This is a genomic window from Flavobacterium lacustre (assembly GCF_027474525.2).
Taxonomy (GTDB): domain Bacteria; phylum Bacteroidota; class Bacteroidia; order Flavobacteriales; family Flavobacteriaceae; genus Flavobacterium; species Flavobacterium lacustre.
Genome location: NZ_CP114882.2, coordinates 3,431,422 through 3,452,143, shown reverse-complemented (window position 1 = coordinate 3,452,143; position 20,722 = coordinate 3,431,422). Strand labels below are relative to the sequence as shown.

Below are 20,722 nucleotides of genomic sequence, written 5' to 3'. Positions count from 1 at the left end.
ATATTCGGTTAAATTATTTTATTCGGTACTAGTTTTTTTAAAAAAAAGGGACTTATTTTTTAATATTTTTCGGGGTAACAAATATGTGAACAAATTTCTGTAAAAAAAAATAAATTGGGCAATAATTTTATAAAATATTGTTGTAAGGAGGTTTTAAAATTTTAATTTTTTTAATAAATAAATAATGAAAGATCATCAAATAGAAGTTCGTGTTCGCTATTCCGAAACCGATCAAATGGGCGTAGTTTACCATGGAAATTACATTCCTTATTTTGAGATAGGACGAGTGGAATGGCTTAGAAACAAAGGGATTTCGTATAAAAGTATGGAGGAAAGCGGTATTGCGCTACCAATTGTTTCCATGAATATAAATTACAAAAAATCAGCACGATATGATGAGCTGCTCACCGTTCATACTGTTTTCAAAAGTCAGTCGTCAGTGAAGATAGAATTTGATTGTGCTATTTATAACGAATCAAAAGAGTTATTAACAACTGCCCAATTTATTTTGGTTTTTGTGTCTCTAAAAACGGGTCGTCCAACAGCGCCTCCTGATTATATTTTAGAATTGTTAAAAACGATGGAATAAATTGTAAAAGAAGCAATTTTGAAGCTTAATTAGAGTCGTTTTATATCGATTTCAAACATTGAATTAAAAATGTCGAATATTGTTTCGGCATTTTTTTTTCGGGTTTTGATTTCAATTTTACCAATTGGTAACCCCGAATCTTGGTTTATTTCCATTTCTTGTACGACAATTTCAAGTTTTTTTTCTTTAATAACACGCATCACTTTATTCATATTTTTATAATCAAAAGAGATGGTATAATGAACATCGATTGTTTTTTCAATTATTGTACAGGTTTCAAGTGTGAGTTGCGCACTCAATCTGTAAGCAGAAATCAATCCGCCGACTCCTAACTTTACACCACCAAAAATCCGAACAACAACTAATAAAATATTTGTTACTCCAAAAGATTGAATTTGACCGTATATTGGCATTCCTGCTGTATTGCTTGGTTCACCGTCATCATTTGCTCTGTAAGTTATTGAGTCGGCGCCTAATTGATACGCATAGCAGTAATGACAGGCATTCGGGTGCTGTTTTCGTAAGTGGTCTGTGATGGGTTTTACTTCATCTTCGGATTCAATAGGGAAGGCATAGCCAAAGAATTTACTGTTTTTTTCTTTAAAAAGGGTTTCTTCGGATGGAAATGCAATAGTATTATAAGTGTCTTTCATTGTGCAATGGCAATATCAACATCAAGTTCAAAAATCAATTCCAATTTCAAAATGGGGTTGCCATTGTCTTTGATTTTTTTAAATTATTTTTTTTTCAAATAAGTCAACAACATCTTCTTGGCCTACCTGTAAATTCCAAACCTGAATTCCCAAAGCTTTTGCAGCATCAGTATTTTCTTTTTTGTCATCGATAAATAAAGTTCTTTTTGCCGATAAATCATGTTTGTTTAACACATAATTATAAATTTCGGGATTGGGTTTTCTCATCCCGATTTCAAATGAAAAATAGACTTTTTCAAAACATTGATAAAAATGACTGTAAAAGGAAGCGCCACTTTTTTGTTCGAAAGTTTCAATATGAATGGAATCCGTATTACTCAAAAGGAATAACCGGTATTTCTTAGAAAGCATTTGCAAAAATTCTAATCGGTACAAAGGAAAGTCTAAAAGTATGGCATTCCAGGCAGCCAGAATTTCTTCGGCAGAAGCTTTAGGCATGTGTTCTTGAAATCCCGAAATAAAATTTTCCGGTGTGATCTGTCCCATTTCAAACTGTTGATTCAATTGGTCTAAATCACTATTCCATTCCGATAAGCCTAGTTTTTGCAGGCCATCCATAGTAGCTTTTTTATCTAAATTGATAAATACATCTCCAAAATCAAAAATGATAGCATTAATCATGGTTTCTCAGTATTAGTAATTCATCGGTGTAAACAGCGTGTTTTTCAATGTTTTTTCGGGTAATTATTGGTGCTTTTGTTCCTTCTTTAAAAGAAGCAGTTCCAATAAATATTCGCGCTTCATCCCACAAATTAGCATCAATAAAAGTCTGCAAAGTTTGTCTTCCGCCTTCTATAATTACGGATTGAATTTGGTGTTGGTATAATACAGTTGTAATTTGTTCGGCTATATTGAGTTCAAAATCAATCACTTCAAAGATAGTGTTTTCTTTTTCAACAGTTGTTTTCGATTTTGAAAATAGTATAGTTTTAACTTGATTGTTAAATAGATTATGGTCTTTCGGAATGCGATTATTCTGGTCAATGACTAATCGCACGGGATTGTTTCCAAACCAATCGCGTGCATCAAGTTTCGGATTATCATCAACTGCTGTCTGGGTTCCCACAAGAATGGCTGGTTCTTCGGTTCGCCATTTATGGACTAATTGTCTGGAATATGTATTGGTTATCCAAAACGGTTTTTTCTCCTTGTCATTTTCCGTTTCCCGAAGAATAGGATGGGGAGCGATAAAACCATCTTTGGTTTCGGCCCATTTTAGAATAATATAAGGTCTTTTCTTTTCGTGAAAAGTAAAAAAGCGCTTATTCAATTCGTAACACTCCGATTCAAGTACGCCAACTGAGACCGTTGCGCCGGCTTCGATTAGTTTTTTGATACCGTTTCCTGCGACTTTTATATTAGGATCTACAGTTCCTACAACTACATTAGGAATTTTATTTTTGATAATCAAATCGCAACAAGGAGGCGTTTTTCCAAAATGACTGCAGGGTTCTAAACTCACGTAAATAGTCGCTTTTTTCAATAAAGACTTGTCCTTTACAGCGTTTATGGCATTAACTTCGGCATGGGGTTCACCCGCTTTTTTGTGCCAGCCTTCCCCGATTATTTGGTCTTCATAAACAATCACACTTCCTACCATTGGGTTGGGATACGTGGTTCCTAAGCCATTTTTGGCTAGTTCAATGCAGCGTTTTATGTATTTTTCATGTAGTTTCACTTTACAAAAGTACTAATTTTTGAGTTTAAGATTTAGTTTTAAAACTTTAGAAAAGAACAATAAACAATGGCTATTTTTGTACTCTTAATTAGTTGCTGAAAAAATGAAGAATTGGGTTATCAGAAAAATAGAAAAAAAAGACAATGCAGCGGTAGCACAATTGATACGTGCTGTTTTTGACGAATTGAATATTCCAAAAGTAGGAACTGCTTACGAAGACCCGTATTTAGATTTAATGTTTGAGGAATATAACAAACCTAAATCGGTTTATTATGTTGTTGAAAGTGACGGAAAGATTGTAGGTTCAGCCGGAATTGCTCCATTAGAAAATGAAGCAGAAACAATTTGTGAATTGCAAAAAATGTATTTTTTGCCGGAAACACGTGGTTTGGGAATAGGAACTCAAATGATGGCTACTTGTTTGCAAAGTGCGAAAGATTTTGGTTTTGAAAAATGTTATCTTGAAACGATGCCTTTTATGCATGCCGCTCAAAAATTATATACAAAATCGGGATTTGAATATATTTGTGCTTCGATGGGAAGTACAGGTCACACTAGCTGTCCGGTTTGGATGTTGAAAGAATTGCATTAATATATAGAATCGGAAAATCAATAAAATGAACATAAAAGAATACAGAACGCAATTTATCCAAGAACTTACTCCAATTTATGATGCCGGAGAAGCGGAGAGTTTTTTCTATTTAATACTCGAAGAAAAACAGCAATTAAAAAGAATTGATTTGGCTTTGCATCCTGATTTGGTTTTTTCGGAAGAAGAAATAGGAGTTTGGAATGCGATTTTGAAACAATTAAAACATGAAATTCCGATACAATATCTATTAGGGAAAACTAGTTTTTATGGGCTGGATTTCGAAGTCAATGCTGCTGTTTTGATTCCAAGGCCGGAAACGGAGGAATTAGTCGAATGGATTTTAGAAAGTCAAAAACCGAAAGTCGAAAGTCAAAAAGTAAAAATTTTGGATATTGGAACCGGAAGTGGTTGTATCGCTATTTCATTGGCGAAAAATCTTCCCGATGCAACTGTTTTTGCATTAGATGTTTCTGAAGATGCTTTGGCTACAGCCAAAATAAACGCAGCAAATAATTTGGTGAATGTTACTTTTATCCATCAAAATATTCTGGAAACCGTAGATTTGCTCCAGCAGTTTGATATCATTATTTCGAATCCTCCGTATGTTCGAAATTTAGAAAAAGAGGAAATCAAGAAAAATGTTTTAGAAAACGAACCACATTTAGCGCTTTTTGTTGCCGATAATGATGCTTTAGTTTTTTATAAAAAAATAGCCCAATTGGCACAGAAAAATCTTTTGCCAAACGGACAATTGTATTTTGAAATCAATCAGTATTTAGGTAAAGAAATGGTTGATTTGCTCGAAAAAATGAACTTCAAAACGGTCGAATTAAGAAAAGATATTTACGGGAACGACAGAATGACCAAAGCCAGTTTCAGCTAACAGGTTTAGATTGGAAACAAAAAAACTTTAGAAAATAAGCCATAAAAAACGTCTTGAGCAATCAAGACGTTTTTTATTAAATGGTATAAAGTATCAAATGAATTTACATTACTCATAACGCAACGCTTCAATCGGGTCAAGTTTTGAGGCTTTTAAAGCAGGATATAATCCGGAAACAATAGCTACTGAAAAACTAGTTGCAAAGGCGGCTAAAATAGCGCCCCACGGAATTACAAACACAAAATTCATAGCTGTTGAAATTCCAAAACCAATCAGAATCCCTAAAACAATTCCCACCAAACCGCCAAATTGGCCAATAAGTAAGGTTTCAATAAAAAACTGAAAAGCAATAGTTGTTCTTTTGGCGCCCAACGCTTTACGAACTCCAATCTCGCGAGTACGTTCCGTTACCGAAACAATCATGATATTCATTAAAGCAATCGAAGACCCCAGAATTGTTATAATACTGATAATCCATGAAGCCCAACCCAAGTATTTTGTAATCCCCAAAATTCGGTTAATAAGATCATCGCTTCGCACCACTCCAAAATTATTATCCCGAATTGGACTCAATTTTCGAACTCTTCGCATCGTGCTGGTCGCATTATCAATAGCCTGATCCAGCAATTCTTTTTTGCTGACCATAACACTCATCGTATAATTGATATTGGGTGCCGTAAACAAAGAACGCGCCACTTGTATCGGAATTAAAACCCTTAAATCTTGGCTGTTGCCAAAGGTTGAGCCTTTCTCTTTCAGCACTCCGATAACTTTAAATTTCGCACCTCGAATCGAAATGGTCTTGTCAATAGGATTGATGTCTTTTAGCAATCCTTTTTCAAAATCAGAACCTACAATACAAACATAAGTGTTGTTGTCGATATCAAAATTGGTAAAATTTCGTCCTAAACTCGTTTCCAAACCAGAATTAGTTATAAAATGTTCGTCAACACCAACAATGCTAATTTCGGGGTCGGTTTTTGTCGATTCATATTTTACTTCTGCCGAGGAAGTGGCTGTAAACGAAAGAGAAGTTTCCGTAAAAGGATAATTAAATTTGTTTTTGAACGCAACCGCTTCCGGATAAGAAATAATAGGATTGATAATTTCGCGTTCATCACGACCACGGTTTCGCGTCGTATTTTCGTATTGATTAATGTTGAACGTATTTGCGCCCATCGAAGCAAAATCTGTTGAAATAGTGTTTTCCAGAGCCGAAACAACAGTAAGAATTCCCACCAAAGCCGTGATTCCAATAGCAATAATCAATACAGTAAGTATAGTTCGCAGCAATTGTGTTCGGATAGAACCAAAAGCAATTCGGATATTTTCTTTAAATAATTTAAACATAGTGGCTATTTGACACGAAAATACAATTTTTGTTACAAGTTTGTTTTCCTAAAAGAATAATTATTTTTTCAGGAGCTATTTCCAGCTTTCCATTACAAGTCCTCCCTCAAAAAACTATTTTTCTACGCCCCGAAAGGAGCTTCCCTTGGTCGCTCTTTCTGGGCAAGAAAAATTAGTCTTTTTCAGTCCGGGCTTTCCATTTCTATCTGGGCTAAGGACGCTGTAAATAAAAGACACTATTTTTTTAACAGAATAATTTTAAAAATAAGATATTTGCACAGAATTACAATTTCAAAAAATTGTAATCCATAATTCATAATTCGTAAAGTAACAATGGCATCAAAACCAAGTATTCCAAAAGGAACAAGAGATTTCTCACCAACAGAGGTGGCAAAACGTCAATATATTATTCAAATCATAAAAAGTAATTTTGAAAAATTTGGTTTTCAACCGATAGAAACACCCTCTTTTGAAAATTCCGAAACCTTAATGGGGAAATACGGCGAAGAAGGTGATCGTTTGATTTTTAAGATATTGAATTCCGGGGATTATTTGGCTAAAGCCAATACTACACATTTAGAGAATAAAGACAGTACCAAATTAACGTCAAGTATTTCCGAGAAAGCGTTGCGTTATGACCTCACTGTGCCGTTTGCCCGTTATGTGGTGCAACATCAAAATGATATTGAATTTCCTTTCAAAAGATACCAAATTCAGCCGGTTTGGCGTGCCGATCGCCCGCAAAAAGGCCGTTTTAGAGAATTTTTTCAATGTGATGCAGATGTGGTTGGTTCTAAATCATTGTGGCAGGAAGTGGAGTTGGTACAATTATATGATACTGTTTTTACTGCTTTGGGTTTAGAAGGAGTAACGGTAAAAATCAATAACCGAAAAATATTATCCGGAATTGCCGAAGTCATTGGCGCTTCCGATAAGTTGATTGATTTCACCGTAGCGCTAGATAAGCTGGATAAAATTGGGGAAGACGGCGTTAAAAAAGAAATGATTGAAAAAGGAATTTCAGAGGAAGCTATTATCAAAGTGCAACCGCTTTTTAGTTTTACTGGAACAATATCTGAAAAAATAAACCAACTTTCGGTTTTGCTTGCTGAATCGCAAGAAGGGCTGAAAGGAGTGGAGGAATTGCGTTTCATTTGTGACAACGTTACAGCACTGGGATTGTCAACTGCGATTTTAGATTTGGATGTAACTTTGGCCAGAGGACTTAATTATTATACAGGTGCTATTTTTGAAGTGGCTCCGCCAAAATCAGTTTCGATGGGTTCTATCGGCGGTGGTGGAAGATATGATGATTTGACCGGGATTTTTGGTTTAAAAAACATGAGTGGTGTTGGGATTTCTTTCGGATTGGACCGAATTTATTTGGTTGTCGAAGAATTGAATTTATTTCCGGACACGGTTACGGCAACCTCAAAAGCCTTGTTCATTAATTACGGTGAAAAAGAAGCTTTTTATGCCATGAAAGCCATAAAAGAACTAAGAAATTCAGGAGCGAAAGTAGAATTATATCCGGATAACGCTAAGATGGCCAAACAATTTCAACATGCTGATAATAGAAATATTCCGTTTGCAGTTATTGTTGGCGATCAGGAAATGGTTTCGAATACTTTTTCGTTGAAGAATTTAAGTACCGGAGAACAAGTTTCGCTTGATTTTGAAGGTTTAAAAAAGGCCTTGATTTAAACGCATAAAAAAAAGCTTCGTTGATTAAACGAAGCTTTTTTTAATATAAGGTAATGTTGAATTAATAATTATTTAGACGGACCTTAATTTCATAGGGGTTATATAAATAGCATACTTGAGTAAAGTACGAGTACAAACTTATCCAAACTAAATCGAAATAGTCTTAAAATTATATTAAATTTTTTTTGATGCCAATCGATTTTTCTAAAGTATTTAAAGCTGTTAAATTAAAAAAGTATGGTTTCAAAAGGTGACAATTTGACATTTTACGAGATTTGGCAGTACTTTTGCAATCCAAAAAAAGAATAAAAAATGAACTTTAAGAATTTTTTTAAAACCAAGAGTACTATGACTACTGAAAATACAGAAATCGATCAAGAAATAGATGATGCAACATTGGAAAAAAATGCAAATGGCGAACAAATCATTATTGAGGAATTAAGTGTTGAAGAGCAACTAACACAAGATTTAGCAAAAGAAAAAGATAAATTTCTAAGACTATTTGCTGAGTTTGAAAATTACAAAAGAAGAACTACAAAAGAACGTATAGAGTTGTTTAAAACCGCTAATCAAGAAGTGTTGCTTGCTATGCTTCCTGTTTTAGATGATTTTGACAGAGCCATGATTGAAATCAGCAAAAGTGAAGATGAATTGCTTTTGAAAGGGGTAGAACTTATCCACGAAAAACTAAAATCTACTTTAGTTTCAAAAGGATTAGAGCAAGTTGAGGTTAAAGCCGGAGACAGTTTTGATGCTGATTTTGCTGAGGCAATTACTCAAATTCCTGCACCTTCAGATAAAATGAAAGGGAAAATCGTTGATGTTCTTGAAAAAGGATATAAATTAGGCGATAAAATTATCCGTTTTCCTAAAGTTGTTATAGGTCAATAGAGACACGTAAATCGTATCTTATTAATGGGACAAAGACACAATAAATTGTGTCTGTATTGCATAAAAAAATAAAAATGAAGAAAGATTTTTACGAAATATTAGGCATTTCAAGAAGTGCAGATGCTGCTGAAATAAAAAAAGCATACCGAAAAAGCGCTATACAATTTCATCCTGACAAAAATCCAGGCGACAAAGAGGCAGAAGAAAAATTCAAATTGGCTGCTGAAGCCTATGAAGTATTAAGTGATCCTCAGAAAAAAGCCAAATACGATCAATACGGACATCAAGCTTTTGATGGTTCTGGAGGTTTTGGCGGTGGTCATGGCGGTATGAATATGGATGATATTTTTAGTCAGTTTGGTGATATTTTCGGAAGCGGTTTCGGAGGTTTTAGTGGCGGAGGCGGAGGAAGAGCCCGTCGTGCAAAAGGAAGTAATCTTCGTATAAAAGTAAAATTGACATTGGAAGAAATTGCCAATGGCGTGGAGAAAAAAGTCAAAGTAAAACGTAAAGTTCAAGCTCCTGGTGTAATCTATAAAACCTGTTCTACCTGTAACGGTCAAGGACAAGTGATGCGTGTGACAAATACTATTTTGGGAAGAATGCAATCTGCTTCAACCTGTCCTACTTGTAATGGTTCAGGTCAGATTTTGGATAAAAAACCAGCCGATGCAGATTCACAAGGAATGATTCTTGAGGACGAAACGGTTTCAATAAAAATACCTGCAGGAGTGGTTGACGGCATGCAATTGAAGGTTTCCAATAAAGGAAATGATGCCCCGGGAAATAGTATTCCTGGAGATTTAATTGTTGCTATTGAAGAGATTGAACATGAGTTTTTGAAACGTGAAGGAGAGAATTTACATTACGATTTATATGTGAGTTTTTCGGAAGCGGTTTTAGGAATTTCAAAAGATATTGAAGCTATCAACGGAAAAGTGAGAATCAAATTGGAAGAAGGCATTCAATCCGGTAAAATTCTTCGCTTGAAAGGAAAAGGTATTCCAAGTATTAATGGATACGGAAACGGAGATTTACTGGTTCATGTAAATGTTTGGACTCCAAAAACATTAAATAAAGAACAAAAACAGTTTTTTGAAAAAAACCTGACGGATGAAAATTTCATTCCAAATCCAGAGAAGTCAGACAAGTCCTTTTTCGAAAAAGTAAAAGATATGTTCTCTTAATAAAAAACAACAGGGACATGATTTATCGCGTCTCATTCAATATAATCCCCATTCTTGTCAAATCAAGGATGGGGTTTTTATGTAAACAATTATACCTGTTTTGGACCTAATTATTTACTTTTACACCAATTAAAAATTCAGTATGAGTACCATTCTCGAAGTCAATAAAGTAGTGAAGCAATATGGTGATTTCGTTGCGCTTAACGAAGTTTCTTTAACCGTTCCTAAAGGGAGTATTTATGGGCTTTTAGGGCCTAACGGTGCCGGAAAAACATCTCTTATTCGAATTATAAACCAAATTACATTACCGGATAGTGGAGAAATTATTTTGGATGGAGAAAAATTGCAACCCAAACACGTACAATACATTGGCTATCTTCCGGAAGAACGCGGATTATACAAATCGATGAAAGTAGGGGAGCAATGTTTGTATTTGGCACAAATGAAAGGACTTTCTAAAACAGAAGCCAAAATACAATTGGATTATTGGTTCGACAGATTAGAAATACAAGGATGGTGGAACAAGAAAATTGAGGAACTTTCAAAAGGAATGGCTCAGAAAATTCAGTTTGTGGTTTGTGTGCTGCATAAACCTAAATTATTGATTTTTGATGAACCTTTTTCGGGTTTTGATCCTGTAAATGCAAATCTTATTAAAGATGAGATTTTAGCGCTGAAAGAGCAGGGTTCAACAATCATTTTCTCCACGCACCGAATGGAAAGTGTCGAAGAATTGTGTGATCATATCGCGTTAATTCATCAATCGAATAAGTTGATTGAAGGGAAATTAGATGATGTAAAGCGACAGTTTAAAACTAACAGTTTTGAGGTGGGTATTTTGTCGGATCATGTAGAAGGCTTGATGTTTGATCTTACACAAAAATATACGGTGGGTCAAGCCAATTTTAAATCTTTGAATAACGAATTGAAACTCGAAATTCAATTAGGGAATTCGACACCAAATGGGTTATTGAATATTCTTACACAACGAGGTCAAGTCACTCATTTTGTAGAAAAAATTCCAAGTGTAAATGATATTTTTATCCAAACAGTAACAAAATAGACTGTTCTTCTTTTTAGATTTCGGATTATTTGAAACCTGAAATGTAAGAAGTCTAAAAAACTAAAATCAGAATAAATGAGCATTATATCATTAATTATAAAAAGAGAATTTATTGCCAAAGTACGCAACAAATCCTTCATCGTAATGACTTTTTTGAGTCCGTTGCTTTTTGTTGGTATAGCTGCTTTTGTAGGCTATTTGAGTGCTATGAAAGCGGAAACGAAACGAATAGGAATTCATGATGAAACAGGGATTTTTGTAAAAGAATTTACGTCGAAAAATACAAAAAATGGTGAATATAAATACCTCGATTTATCCCTGATAGATATAAAATTTTTGAAAGACAGTATTACAAATGAAAGCTATGAGGGCCTGTTATACATTCCAAAATTAGATAGCCCGAAAGACTTAGAAAATAAAATACAATTTATTTCTAATGACAGTCCAAGTATTTCTTTTGTTGAAGATGTTCAGGATGTAATTGCAAAAAAATTAACGGCAATTAATTATCAAGCGGCCAAATTAGATATAACGGTAATCAAAAATGCCGAAGCAAATGTGTCGATTAATTTATCTAAAGCATCCGGAGAAGAAAGTTTGAGAGGTCTTAACGAAATAAAAATAGGTATTGGTGGAGCTTTTGGATATCTTATTATGATGTTTATTATCATTTACGGAAACATGGTGATGCGAAGTGTAATAGAAGAAAAAACCAATCGTATTGTTGAAATTATTATTTCCTCGGTAAAACCATTTCAGTTGATGATGGGGAAAATAATAGGGACTTCATTAGCGGGGATTCTACAATTCTTTATTTGGACTGTCATCGGCTTAGTTCTAATGTTTTCGGCTTCGTTGTTCTTTGGTGTAAATGTAGGACCAACGGCAAAAGTCCCACCAGAAATGATGCATGCAGCTCAACAAGAATTTGCATCGACTGCCCAAATGTATATTAAGGAATTATGGAATTTACCCATAGCAACTCTGTTAATCAGTTTTGTTATCTATTTCATTGGAGGATATTTTTTATACAGTTCATTTTATGCTGCAATTGGAGCTGCAGTTGATAACGAAACAGATTCGCAACAATTTTTATTGCCTATAATTATGCCATTAATTCTGGGCGTTTATATCGGTTTTTTTACCGTGATTAATGATCCTCATGGTACAATTGCAACTGTTTTTTCTATGATTCCGTTGACATCGCCTATTGTTATGTTGATGCGAATTCCTTTTGGCGTACCTTGGTGGCAAATTGTTATTTCGGTAATTATTTTATTTGCAACCTTCTTTTTGGTTGTTTGGTTTGCTTCAAAAATATACCGGGTTGGAATCTTGATGTATGGTAAAAAACCAACTTGGAAAGAATTATATAAATGGTTAAAATATTAAACGATTAACCCCAAAATACAAATGAGTAAAATATTAATCATAGAAGACGAAGCTGCTATCCGAAGAGTGTTAACCAAAATACTTACGGAAGAAAGCGATACGTATCAAGTTGAAGATGCTGAAGACGGCATAATTGGACTTGAAAAAATCAAGAATAACGACTACGATTTAGTATTGTGCGACATCAAAATGCCCAAAATGGACGGTGTTGAAGTATTAGAAGCCGTAAAAAAAATAAAACCAGAGATTCCGATGGTCATGATTTCCGGTCACGGAGATATGGAAACAGCAATAAATACAATGCGTTTGGGTGCATTTGATTATATTTCAAAACCACCCGATTTGAACCGACTGTTGAATACCGTTCGAAATGCATTAGACAAAAAACAACTCGTAGTTGAGAATAAAATCCTGAAGAAAAAAGTCAGCAAAAATTACGAAATGATTGGCGACAGCGATGCTATCAATCACATCAAATTGATGATTGACAAGGTGGCCCAAACCGAAGCCAGAGTTTTGATTACAGGCCCAAACGGAACCGGAAAAGAACTGGTGGCCCATCAATTGCATGAAAAAAGCGAAAGAGCTAATTTTCCGTTAATTGAAGTGAATTGTGCTGCTATTCCTTCTGAATTGATAGAAAGTGAGTTGTTTGGTCACGTAAAAGGAGCTTTTACATCGGCAGTAAAAGATCGCGCCGGTAAGTTTGAAGCTGCAGATAAAGGAACCATTTTTTTGGATGAAATAGGTGATATGAGTCTTTCGGCTCAAGCCAAAGTATTACGGGCTTTACAAGAAAGCATGATTACCAGAGTAGGCGCGGATAAAGACATTAAAGTTGATGTTCGAGTTGTTGCCGCAACTAATAAAGATTTGAAAACTGAAATTGCCGAAGGTCGTTTCCGGGAAGATTTATACCATCGTTTAGCCGTAATCCTGATTAAAGTTCCTGCTTTGAATGACAGAAGGGATGATATTCCGAGTTTAATTCAACATTTTGCCGAAAAAATTGCTTCTGAACAAGGAAATGCTATGAAACATTTTTCTCCTGAAGCCATAAAATTATTGCAGGAATACGATTGGACAGGAAATATTCGGGAACTTCGAAATGTGGTGGAACGTTTGATTATCCTTGGCGGAACCGAAATTTCTGAAAATGACGTGAAATTATTCGCATCAAAATAATTAAATAATTTAAAGAGGAATAATTTAAAAATAGGAAGGAACTCTTTCAATTTTAAAATAGTTAACTCTTTCAATCTAAAATAGATGAAACTAAAAAAAATAAACGAAAAGTTACAAGAGGCTTTGATTGAAAATGGTTTAACCGAAGCCAATGCGATGCAACAAGAAACTTTTTCGACCCTAAAAAGTGGGGCAGATTGTATCATTATTGGTCAAAACGGAACCGGAAAATCAACAACAATTGTCATCAATGTAATTCAGCAATTAGTTCGTGAAGGGGAAGAATCCCCTCGTGCTTTGATTATCGTTGAAGACAAAGCCAAAGTTTTGGCAATGGAAGAACTTTTTGAAAAGTTCGGAAAATATACCGATTTGCGTGTTTATGGTGTGCATGATAAAGGTGATATGGAATACGATAAAAACTATATTTCTACCGGAATTGATGTTTTGATTGGTACTCCAAATAAATTAAGCGAAATGTTTACCACAGCCGGTTACAACGTAAACCGTTTGAAAATGTTTATTCTTGATGATGCCGACCCAATTTTGAAATTGCGTCATGAAACTAAAATCATGCGAATTTCAAACAGCATTGCGAAAACACAACGTATTATTTTCTCGGAACAGTTTACGGAAAGAATTGAGATTTTAGCCGATAAAATGTTGCTTGAACCTTATGTTTTCGATTTTGATGAAGAAGACCAAGATGAAGAAGATCTAGAAGAAGAGGAAAATTCGGAAAGGGAAGAAGATGATGATTTTGAAGAGCTGGAAGAGAACGAACAAGAAGAAAATTAATATAAAATTATACAGATGGGATTGATGAAAGTGTTTTCGGGAAGCGAAATATTAGCTACTGCTTTACAGGAAAAAATTGAAGCGGCGGGAGTAAATACAGTAATAAAAAACAATATACAATCAGCTAGATTAGCCGGTTTTGGGAATTCAGATTTGGCTGTTGAATTGTTTATTCAAGAGGTTGATTTCGCTAAAGCAAATCCCGTAATTGAAGAATTTAGATTGAGTATTTAGATTCAAAATCAGAGTGATATGAAATACAAAATGTTAGTTTTAGATATGGATGATACGTTGTTAACTGACGATCATACTATTTCAAACGAGAATGCAACAATGTTATTTAAGGCGCAAGAGTTAGGCGTTTATGTCGTTTTGGCTTCGGGTCGACCAACACCTGCAATGACTGCTTATGCAAAAGAATTACAATTGGATAATTCCTTTATGATATCGTATAACGGAGCTGTAATTACGGATTTAAAAGAAGATAAAATCATTTTTGAGCAGACTTTAAGTCAGCAACAAATTCACGAATTGTATGATTACAGTTTGAAAAGTAAGACCCATATTATTACCTATGTTGATGGTAAAATTGTGAGTGAAACCGATTCTGAGTACATTGAAGTGGAGCGAACAATTACCGGTTTAGAACATAATAAAGTACTTAATTTTAAAGATGCCGTTAAATCTGCAGCGATAAAATGTATTTTATTAGAAGAACCAAGTTACCTCAAAGAAGTTGAAAAAGATTTGAAATTAGCCATGCCACATCTTAGTGTATGCATGTCAAAACCATTCTTTCTGGAAGTAGCTCAAAACGGTATTGACAAAGGAGCCAGCATCAAATTTTTGGCCGAAAAATTGAATATTCTTCAAAGTGAAATCATTGCTGTAGGAAATGCAGGAAATGATTTGACGATGATTGAATACGCAGGATTAGGGGTTTGGGTAGATAATGTAGATCCAGAATTGAGAGACAAAGCCGATGTTATCGTTGCATCCAATAACAATCATGGTGTAGCCGAGGTGGTGAGACGATTTATTTTGAATTAGATTTTAAATCAAAAATAATAATTTAGTATCCGATATTTTGTCTTGTAAAAAGAGGAAGTATCGGATTTTGTTTTTTTAATAAAATAGGTGTTATCGAAAAATTTATAGATTTAGTTCGTAAATTTGCGCACTCAATTTATTGACAACGATTTCATTAATTGAGTTATCTTATGGAAAACAGAAAAAAAGTGGCCTTTTATACCTTGGGCTGTAAACTGAACTTTTCGGAAACATCGACCATTGCCCGAAATTTACAAGACGAAGGTTTTGATCGAGTGGATTTTGAGGAAGTAGCCGATATGTATGTGATTAATACGTGTTCGGTAACTGAAAATGCCGATAAACAATTCAAACAAGTGGTGCGTAAAGCAATGAAGTTGAATGACAAAGCTTTTGTTGCGGCGGTGGGCTGTTACGCCCAATTGAAACCCGAAGAACTGGCGAATGTAGATGGAGTGGATTTAGTGCTTGGCGCAACCGAAAAATTTAAATTGGCAGATTATATCAATGATTTGTCCAAGAATGATTTCGGTGAAGTACATTCCTGCGAAATTGCCGAAGCCGATTTTTATGTAGGCAGTTACTCTATTGGCGACCGAACCCGCGCATTCCTGAAAGTGCAAGACGGTTGTGATTATAAATGTACATATTGTACCATTCCATTAGCTCGAGGAATTTCTAGAAGTGATGAGTTAGAAAATGTATTGAAAAATGCCTACGATATCTCTAAACAAAACATCAAAGAAATTGTTCTGACGGGTGTAAATATCGGAGATTACGGAAAAGGGGAATTTGGAAATAAAAAACACGAGCATACTTTCTTAGAATTGGTTCAGGCTTTAGATACAGTTGAAGGCATCGAAAGATTGCGAATATCCTCTATAGAACCCAATTTATTGAAAAATGAAACGATAGAATTTGTATCTAAAAGTCGAACTTTTGTACCGCATTTTCATATTCCGTTGCAATCCGGAAGCAATGACATTTTGAAATTAATGAAACGACGTTACCAACGTGAAGTATATACCGAAAGAGTAAATAAAATTCGTGAAGTAATGCCACATGCGTGTATTGGTGTGGATGTGATTGTTGGTTTTCCTGGTGAAACCGATGAACATTTCCTGGAAACGTATCATTTTTTGAACGAAATGAATATTTCTTATTTGCATGTTTTTACCTATTCCGAAAGGGATAATACAGAAGCTGCCGATATGGAAGGAGTTGTTCCTGCCAATGTACGGGCCAAAAGGAGCAAAATGTTACGTGGTTTATCCGTTAAAAAGCGTCGTGCTTTTTATGAAAGTCAATTGGGTTCCAACAGAACTGTTTTGTTTGAAAGTGAAAATAAAGAAGGATACATTCACGGTTTTACCGAAAATTATGTGAAAGTAAAAACACCTTGGAATCCGGAGTTAGTGAATACGTTGCGTGAAATCAATTTGACAAAAATTGATGAAGACGGGAGTGTACGAATGGATTTTATTTCGGCTCTAGCTTAAATCAATTGATAAACACTTGAAAAACCATTAAGAGATTAAGAAAATTAAGGTAAAACTTAATGAAACTTAATCTCTTAATGGTTTTTTATTATCTGACGGTCATTCGACTTTAAGACTTTTGACAGTTCTATGGATTAGTTGACCAAATACTACTGTTTTTGATAAAAACGCGTCGGTTTAATTTGAGTTGTGCGATGATTAGTTCCGCAATATCTTCAGATTGCATTACTTTTTCAGGATTCCCGTCAGTTAATTTTAATTCTTTGGCCATGTCAGTAGCTACAGTACTTGGTGTTAAAGCAGTAACTCGAATGTTGTGTTTGCGCATTTCTTGCATCAAAGAATCAGTCAAACCTAAAAGCGCGAATTTTGAAGCGCTGTAGGCACTCGTTAAAGCATTTCCGTTTAATCCCGCAGTTGAAGAAATATTGATGATATCACCCGTTTGTCGTTCCATCATATTGGGTAAAACGGCGCGGGTTACATAATAAACGCCCATTAAATTTACTTGTATGATGCGTTCCCAATCCGTTGGCTCTAATTCTAAAAATTTTCCAAAAGCAGCAATTCCGGCATTATTGATTAAAATATCAATAGTTCCAAATTCAGCCAATGCTTTTGCAACAGCAGCGTTTACGGAATTGATATCCGCAACATCAGCGGTGATGGCAAGTGCTTTTACTCTCAAAGAACGCGCTTTTGCAGCTACACTGTCTATTTCTTCCTGTGTTCGTGCTACCAAAATTACATTTACACCTTCTTTTGCCAAAGCAATGGCAACCGCCTTTCCTATTCCTTTTCCTGCTCCGGTGATGAGGGCATTTTTATTTTTTAAGTCGATCATTTTTTTAATTTTTAAAGTTTTTATCTAAAGTTAATTTATAAATAGCAGTTTCTAAAACATCAGAATCTTTGTCTTCGCAGAGCAGTAATTCGATGGTTTGATTGGTGTTTTTGAATACGGTTAAGCCTTCGAATTTGTGGGTGCTGCTAATTTTTTTGGTGAAATCTATTTTCATAGTTTCGATGTCAATGCTGCCAATTAGACTTCCCAAAACTTCGCCGTCAGCATATGTTGATTCGGTATCTTCGGCTGTGGCCAAAAAATAAATTTTGTTTTCTACCAAAATGGCATCGGTGAAACTGCAACGAACTCCTTTGATTTTGGGAAGTTTGTAGGCGTTCGAAAGGATATTAAATTCATTGGTCAGATTTTTTCCTGTAATGGTGAAAACGACATTTTTATTTGATTTTCCGTTGCCTCGATTGAATAAAAACCAAGTTTCGCCATTGTAAATTGCTCCTTCAATATTGAAATCTTCGGGTTTTATTTCGCCAAAACTTTGCATTACGGAATACAAATCGGTCAAATCGGTTGTTGTGGTATTTTCTTTATTTTCGGAATTGACTTCAATCATTTTATTTCGGTTTTCAGTAGAACCGGAACCGAAAATATAAAATCGATTATCGAAATAGGTAATCGCTTCAAAATCGGCTTTGTTTTTTTTGGGTGTGTTTTCCAATGGGTTTTGAAGTATTGGATGACGCTTTAAATCTTTGGCGTCAAATGCGTATTCATAGAGAAATCCGCTGTTGTCGCCAATTATAAATAAAGTGTTGTCTTTGTAAATTAAACCGGATGCGGAACCAATTCCGATGATGTGAAATAGTAATTCGAGTGTGAATTTTTCCATTGAAATGCTGTTTTGAAAATGAATGTCTTAGCCCAGATGGAAGTGAAAATCCTTTTGAAAAGAAATTATATTTTTTCTTGTTCTGGCAGAGCGACCAAAGGAAGCTCCTGACGGGACGTTGAAAAAAATAATTTATTGAAAAAGATTGTAACGTACAGCTGGATTTAGCTCTTCAAAAATACAGCATTCCTTTGATATAAATGCGGTAATTTGTGAGATTCATAAGCGGAAAACCAGATTTTATTTCACAAAAAAAATGCGCTGAATTACAGCGCATTTTTAGGAATATGATTTTGTTTTACAGTTGGAAACCATAAGCTAAACGAACGCCTAATTGTCCTACACCTTTTCCTGTTGTTCTATTATTATTCAATTTTTGGAAGTCAGAATAGTGCTCATATCGCAACGAAACATCGATGTATTTTGTAGCATAACCAATACTTGGCGCTAAAAGTAGAGACGTTTGGTTGTAGTTATTGGTGACAGCAAAAGCGGCTCCTGCTTCACCCATTACATAAAATTCGTCATTCCATACGAAAGCTTTAAGACCTACTTTAGCGGGAATGAATCCTAAATCTGCTCCATCCGATTGACTCACAAATAAGTTCGAAAATCCGGTTGTTAACGTTAAGGAATATCTTTTGGTCAAATCATATTGTAATCTGGCATCGGCTCCTAAAGTTAATTTATACGGATCATTAAGCGCGTATCCTGCGTTTAAACCAACGCCTAAACGAAATCCCTGATCGTATTCGGTAGTGTTTTTTTCTTGTGCTGAACTACTATTAGTGTAAAATAGGGATATCGCTAATACCAATAGTATTTTAATTGTTGCTGTACTTTTCATAATCTTAATTTTTGGGGTTATATAATTTTAATTGTTTAACACTACAAAAGTAGGACCGCAAAAGTGAGGAGTTGTTATAGAATTAGTTGGTTTTGTTATATAATTACGACTCTTTATTGATAAATGGGACTTATTATTCGAAATCTATAGACAGAATCAATTCCTTCTAATTACCTTTGCCAACTAAAAAATAATAAAGTGAATTTAGTTCAATATACCAAAGAGTTTTCATACAATATAAAATTAGCTTATCCTGTAATTCTAGGAATGCTGGGTCATACTTTGATAGGAATTGTTGATAATTTTATGGTGGGAAACCTTGGCTCTACTGAGTTGGCAGCGGTTTCGTTAGGTAATAGTTTTATTTTTATCGCATTGTCTTTAGGAATTGGATTTTCGACAGCAATTACACCTTTGGTTGCTGAAGCGGATGCGGAAAAAGATGATAAAAAAATTCGTTCTACCTTTCATCATGGCTTGCTTTTGTGCACTGTTCTGGGGGTTGTCTTGTTTATTCTTACGGTTTTATCAAAACAAATTATGTATATGATGCATCAGCCCAAAGCCGTTGCTGACATGGCCGCACCATATATTGACTGGGTTGCTTTCTCTTTGATTCCGGTGATTATGTATCAGGGATATAAACAATTTGCAGATGGATTAGCCAAAACTAAATATTCGATGTATGCTATTTTTATGGCAAATGTGGTTCATATCTTTTTTAATTATGTATTGATATACGGTGTTTGGGTTTTTCCAAAACTGGGTATTCTTGGTGCTGCATTAGGAACAGTTATTTCCAGGATTATGATGGTGGTTTTTATGGATTTGCTGTTGCGAAAAAATGAAGCTTTCAAACGGTATTTTAAAAATTTCAGTTTCAAGGAAATTCGAAAATCAATTCTGAAAAAAATTATCAATTTGGGTTTACCATCGGCGATGCAAATGTTGTTTGAAGTCACTTTGTTTACCGCTGCAATTTGGCTTTCGGGTTCTTTGGGAAAAAACAGCCAGGCAGCCAATCAGATTGCGCTTACGCTGGCATCATCGACTTTTATGGTTGCAATGGGACTAAGTGTTACGGCGATGATTCGGGTGAGTCACAGCAAAGGCATGAATGACTATAAAAACTTAATTGTTGTTGCTCGGTCAATATTTTTATTGGCAATTATTTTAGAAACTTTTTTCGGAATCATTTTCGTAGTTTTTCATAATTATTTGCCTCATTTGTTTTTGAATATGAGTGATTCAACACAAGTATTAGACAATCAGGAAATTATCATAATAACGGCGAAACTGCTTTTGGTCGCTGCTGTTTTCCAAATTTCGGATGGAATTCAAGTTGTAGTTTTAGGCGCATTACGGGGATTACAAGACGTGAAAATTCCCATGTACATTACTTTTGTGGCGTATTGGGTAATCGGTTTTCCTATTTCTTATTATTTAGGAAAATATACATCATTACAGGCAGTAGGAATCTGGATAGGACTTCTCGCGGGATTATCAGCTGCGGCTTTATTTTTGTATATTCGCTTTGCGCGATTAACGGGTAAATTAGCTAAAGAAAATAATGCTTCTGAAATCGGTTAGAATGTGTAACTTCGGTA

21 protein-coding genes are annotated in these 20,722 nt (G+C 34.9%); 14 read left to right on the top strand and 7 right to left on the bottom strand.

The annotated features are described in order from the left end of the window. Window positions 1–184 precede the first annotated feature (184 nt). Entirely contained in the window at window positions 185–589 is a 405-nt protein-coding gene (locus O6P34_RS14925) for an acyl-CoA thioesterase (RefSeq protein WP_269685316.1), read from the top strand. 29 nt (window positions 590–618) lie between these two features. Here O6P34_RS14925 and O6P34_RS14920 read toward each other — a convergent pair whose 3' ends face one another. The 3 genes from O6P34_RS14920 to ribD all read right to left on the bottom strand — a co-directional run bounded on the left by O6P34_RS14920 (window position 619) and on the right by ribD (window position 2,980). Continuing rightward, the gene (locus tag O6P34_RS14920; protein WP_269685315.1) at window positions 619–1,242 is read right to left on the bottom strand and encodes an IMPACT family protein; all 624 of its coding nucleotides are present in this window, start codon (window positions 1,240–1,242) and stop codon (window positions 619–621) included. Window positions 1,243–1,320: 78 nt separating this feature from the next. Beyond that, window positions 1,321–1,923, bottom strand: a complete 603-nt coding sequence (locus O6P34_RS14915) for an HAD family hydrolase (protein WP_269685314.1) — start codon at window positions 1,921–1,923, stop codon at window positions 1,321–1,323. Next, window positions 1,916–2,980 (bottom strand): bifunctional diaminohydroxyphosphoribosylaminopyrimidine deaminase/5-amino-6-(5-phosphoribosylamino)uracil reductase RibD, encoded by a 1,065-nt coding sequence (gene ribD / locus O6P34_RS14910; protein ID WP_269685313.1) that lies wholly within the window; start codon window positions 2,978–2,980, stop codon window positions 1,916–1,918. Before ribD ends, O6P34_RS14915 begins: the two co-directional genes overlap by 8 nt. A gap of 103 nt (window positions 2,981–3,083) precedes the next feature. Here ribD and O6P34_RS14905 point away from each other — a divergent pair, with 103 nt between their 5' ends. After that, window positions 3,084–3,572, top strand: a complete 489-nt coding sequence (locus O6P34_RS14905; RefSeq protein ID WP_269685312.1) for a GNAT family N-acetyltransferase — start codon at window positions 3,084–3,086, stop codon at window positions 3,570–3,572. Between the two features lie 25 nt (window positions 3,573–3,597). Beyond that, window positions 3,598–4,455: a peptide chain release factor N(5)-glutamine methyltransferase gene (prmC, locus tag O6P34_RS14900; RefSeq protein ID WP_269685311.1), complete on the top strand. Its 858-nt coding sequence runs from the start codon at window positions 3,598–3,600 to the stop codon at window positions 4,453–4,455. 108 nt (window positions 4,456–4,563) lie between these two features. Here prmC and O6P34_RS14895 read toward each other — a convergent pair whose 3' ends face one another. After that, entirely contained in the window at window positions 4,564–5,805 is a 1,242-nt protein-coding gene (locus tag O6P34_RS14895; RefSeq protein ID WP_269685310.1) for an ABC transporter permease, read from the bottom strand. Window positions 5,806–6,138: 333 nt separating this feature from the next. On the opposite strand from O6P34_RS14895, the gene hisS reads away from it, so the two are divergent. The 10 genes from hisS to mtaB all read left to right on the top strand — a co-directional run bounded on the left by hisS (window position 6,139) and on the right by mtaB (window position 16,574). Next, on the top strand, window positions 6,139–7,509 hold the full coding sequence (hisS, locus tag O6P34_RS14890; RefSeq protein WP_269685309.1) for a histidine--tRNA ligase: 1,371 nt from the start codon (window positions 6,139–6,141) through the stop codon (window positions 7,507–7,509). 312 nt (window positions 7,510–7,821) lie between these two features. Beyond that, a complete protein-coding gene (locus O6P34_RS14885; protein WP_269685308.1) occupies window positions 7,822–8,400 on the top strand; it encodes a nucleotide exchange factor GrpE in 579 nt (192 codons plus the stop codon). 74 nt (window positions 8,401–8,474) lie between these two features. Beyond that, on the top strand, window positions 8,475–9,587 hold the full coding sequence (gene dnaJ, locus O6P34_RS14880; RefSeq protein WP_269685307.1) for a molecular chaperone DnaJ: 1,113 nt from the start codon (window positions 8,475–8,477) through the stop codon (window positions 9,585–9,587). A gap of 142 nt (window positions 9,588–9,729) precedes the next feature. Beyond that, on the top strand, window positions 9,730–10,650 hold the full coding sequence (locus tag O6P34_RS14875; RefSeq protein WP_269685306.1) for an ABC transporter ATP-binding protein: 921 nt from the start codon (window positions 9,730–9,732) through the stop codon (window positions 10,648–10,650). Between the two features lie 75 nt (window positions 10,651–10,725). Next, window positions 10,726–12,042, top strand: coding sequence for an ABC transporter permease (locus tag O6P34_RS14870; protein ID WP_269685305.1), 1,317 nt, complete (start codon window positions 10,726–10,728; stop codon window positions 12,040–12,042). A 21-nt stretch (window positions 12,043–12,063) separates the two neighbouring features. Then, window positions 12,064–13,227: a sigma-54-dependent transcriptional regulator gene (locus tag O6P34_RS14865; RefSeq protein WP_269685304.1), complete on the top strand. Its 1,164-nt coding sequence runs from the start codon at window positions 12,064–12,066 to the stop codon at window positions 13,225–13,227. Between the two features lie 84 nt (window positions 13,228–13,311). Continuing rightward, on the top strand, window positions 13,312–14,025 hold the full coding sequence (locus O6P34_RS14860; RefSeq protein WP_269685303.1) for a DEAD/DEAH box helicase: 714 nt from the start codon (window positions 13,312–13,314) through the stop codon (window positions 14,023–14,025). 15 nt (window positions 14,026–14,040) lie between these two features. Then, window positions 14,041–14,259 carry a putative signal transducing protein gene (locus tag O6P34_RS14855; protein WP_269685302.1) on the top strand — a complete coding sequence of 73 codons (219 nt, stop codon included), beginning with the start codon at window positions 14,041–14,043 and terminating at the stop codon, window positions 14,257–14,259. 18 nt (window positions 14,260–14,277) lie between these two features. Then, complete coding sequence (locus O6P34_RS14850) at window positions 14,278–15,075, top strand: Cof-type HAD-IIB family hydrolase (protein WP_269685301.1); 798 nt, start codon at window positions 14,278–14,280, stop codon at window positions 15,073–15,075. A 170-nt stretch (window positions 15,076–15,245) separates the two neighbouring features. Then, the gene (gene mtaB / locus O6P34_RS14845; protein WP_269685300.1) at window positions 15,246–16,574 is read left to right on the top strand and encodes a tRNA (N(6)-L-threonylcarbamoyladenosine(37)-C(2))-methylthiotransferase MtaB; all 1,329 of its coding nucleotides are present in this window, start codon (window positions 15,246–15,248) and stop codon (window positions 16,572–16,574) included. Between the two features lie 127 nt (window positions 16,575–16,701). On the opposite strand, the gene O6P34_RS14840 is transcribed toward mtaB, so the two are convergent. The 3 genes from O6P34_RS14840 to O6P34_RS14830 all read right to left on the bottom strand — a co-directional run bounded on the left by O6P34_RS14840 (window position 16,702) and on the right by O6P34_RS14830 (window position 19,115). Continuing rightward, window positions 16,702–17,418, bottom strand: a complete 717-nt coding sequence (locus O6P34_RS14840; protein WP_269685299.1) for a 3-ketoacyl-ACP reductase — start codon at window positions 17,416–17,418, stop codon at window positions 16,702–16,704. A gap of 4 nt (window positions 17,419–17,422) precedes the next feature. Then, entirely contained in the window at window positions 17,423–18,268 is an 846-nt protein-coding gene (locus O6P34_RS14835; RefSeq protein WP_269685298.1) for a DUF6929 family protein, read from the bottom strand. Window positions 18,269–18,566: 298 nt separating this feature from the next. Next, window positions 18,567–19,115 carry a hypothetical protein gene (locus O6P34_RS14830; protein WP_269685297.1) on the bottom strand — a complete coding sequence of 183 codons (549 nt, stop codon included), beginning with the start codon at window positions 19,113–19,115 and terminating at the stop codon, window positions 18,567–18,569. A gap of 198 nt (window positions 19,116–19,313) precedes the next feature. Here O6P34_RS14830 and O6P34_RS14825 point away from each other — a divergent pair, with 198 nt between their 5' ends. Continuing rightward, window positions 19,314–20,705 carry an MATE family efflux transporter gene (locus tag O6P34_RS14825; RefSeq protein WP_269685296.1) on the top strand — a complete coding sequence of 464 codons (1,392 nt, stop codon included), beginning with the start codon at window positions 19,314–19,316 and terminating at the stop codon, window positions 20,703–20,705. Window positions 20,706–20,722: the final 17 nt, after the last annotated feature.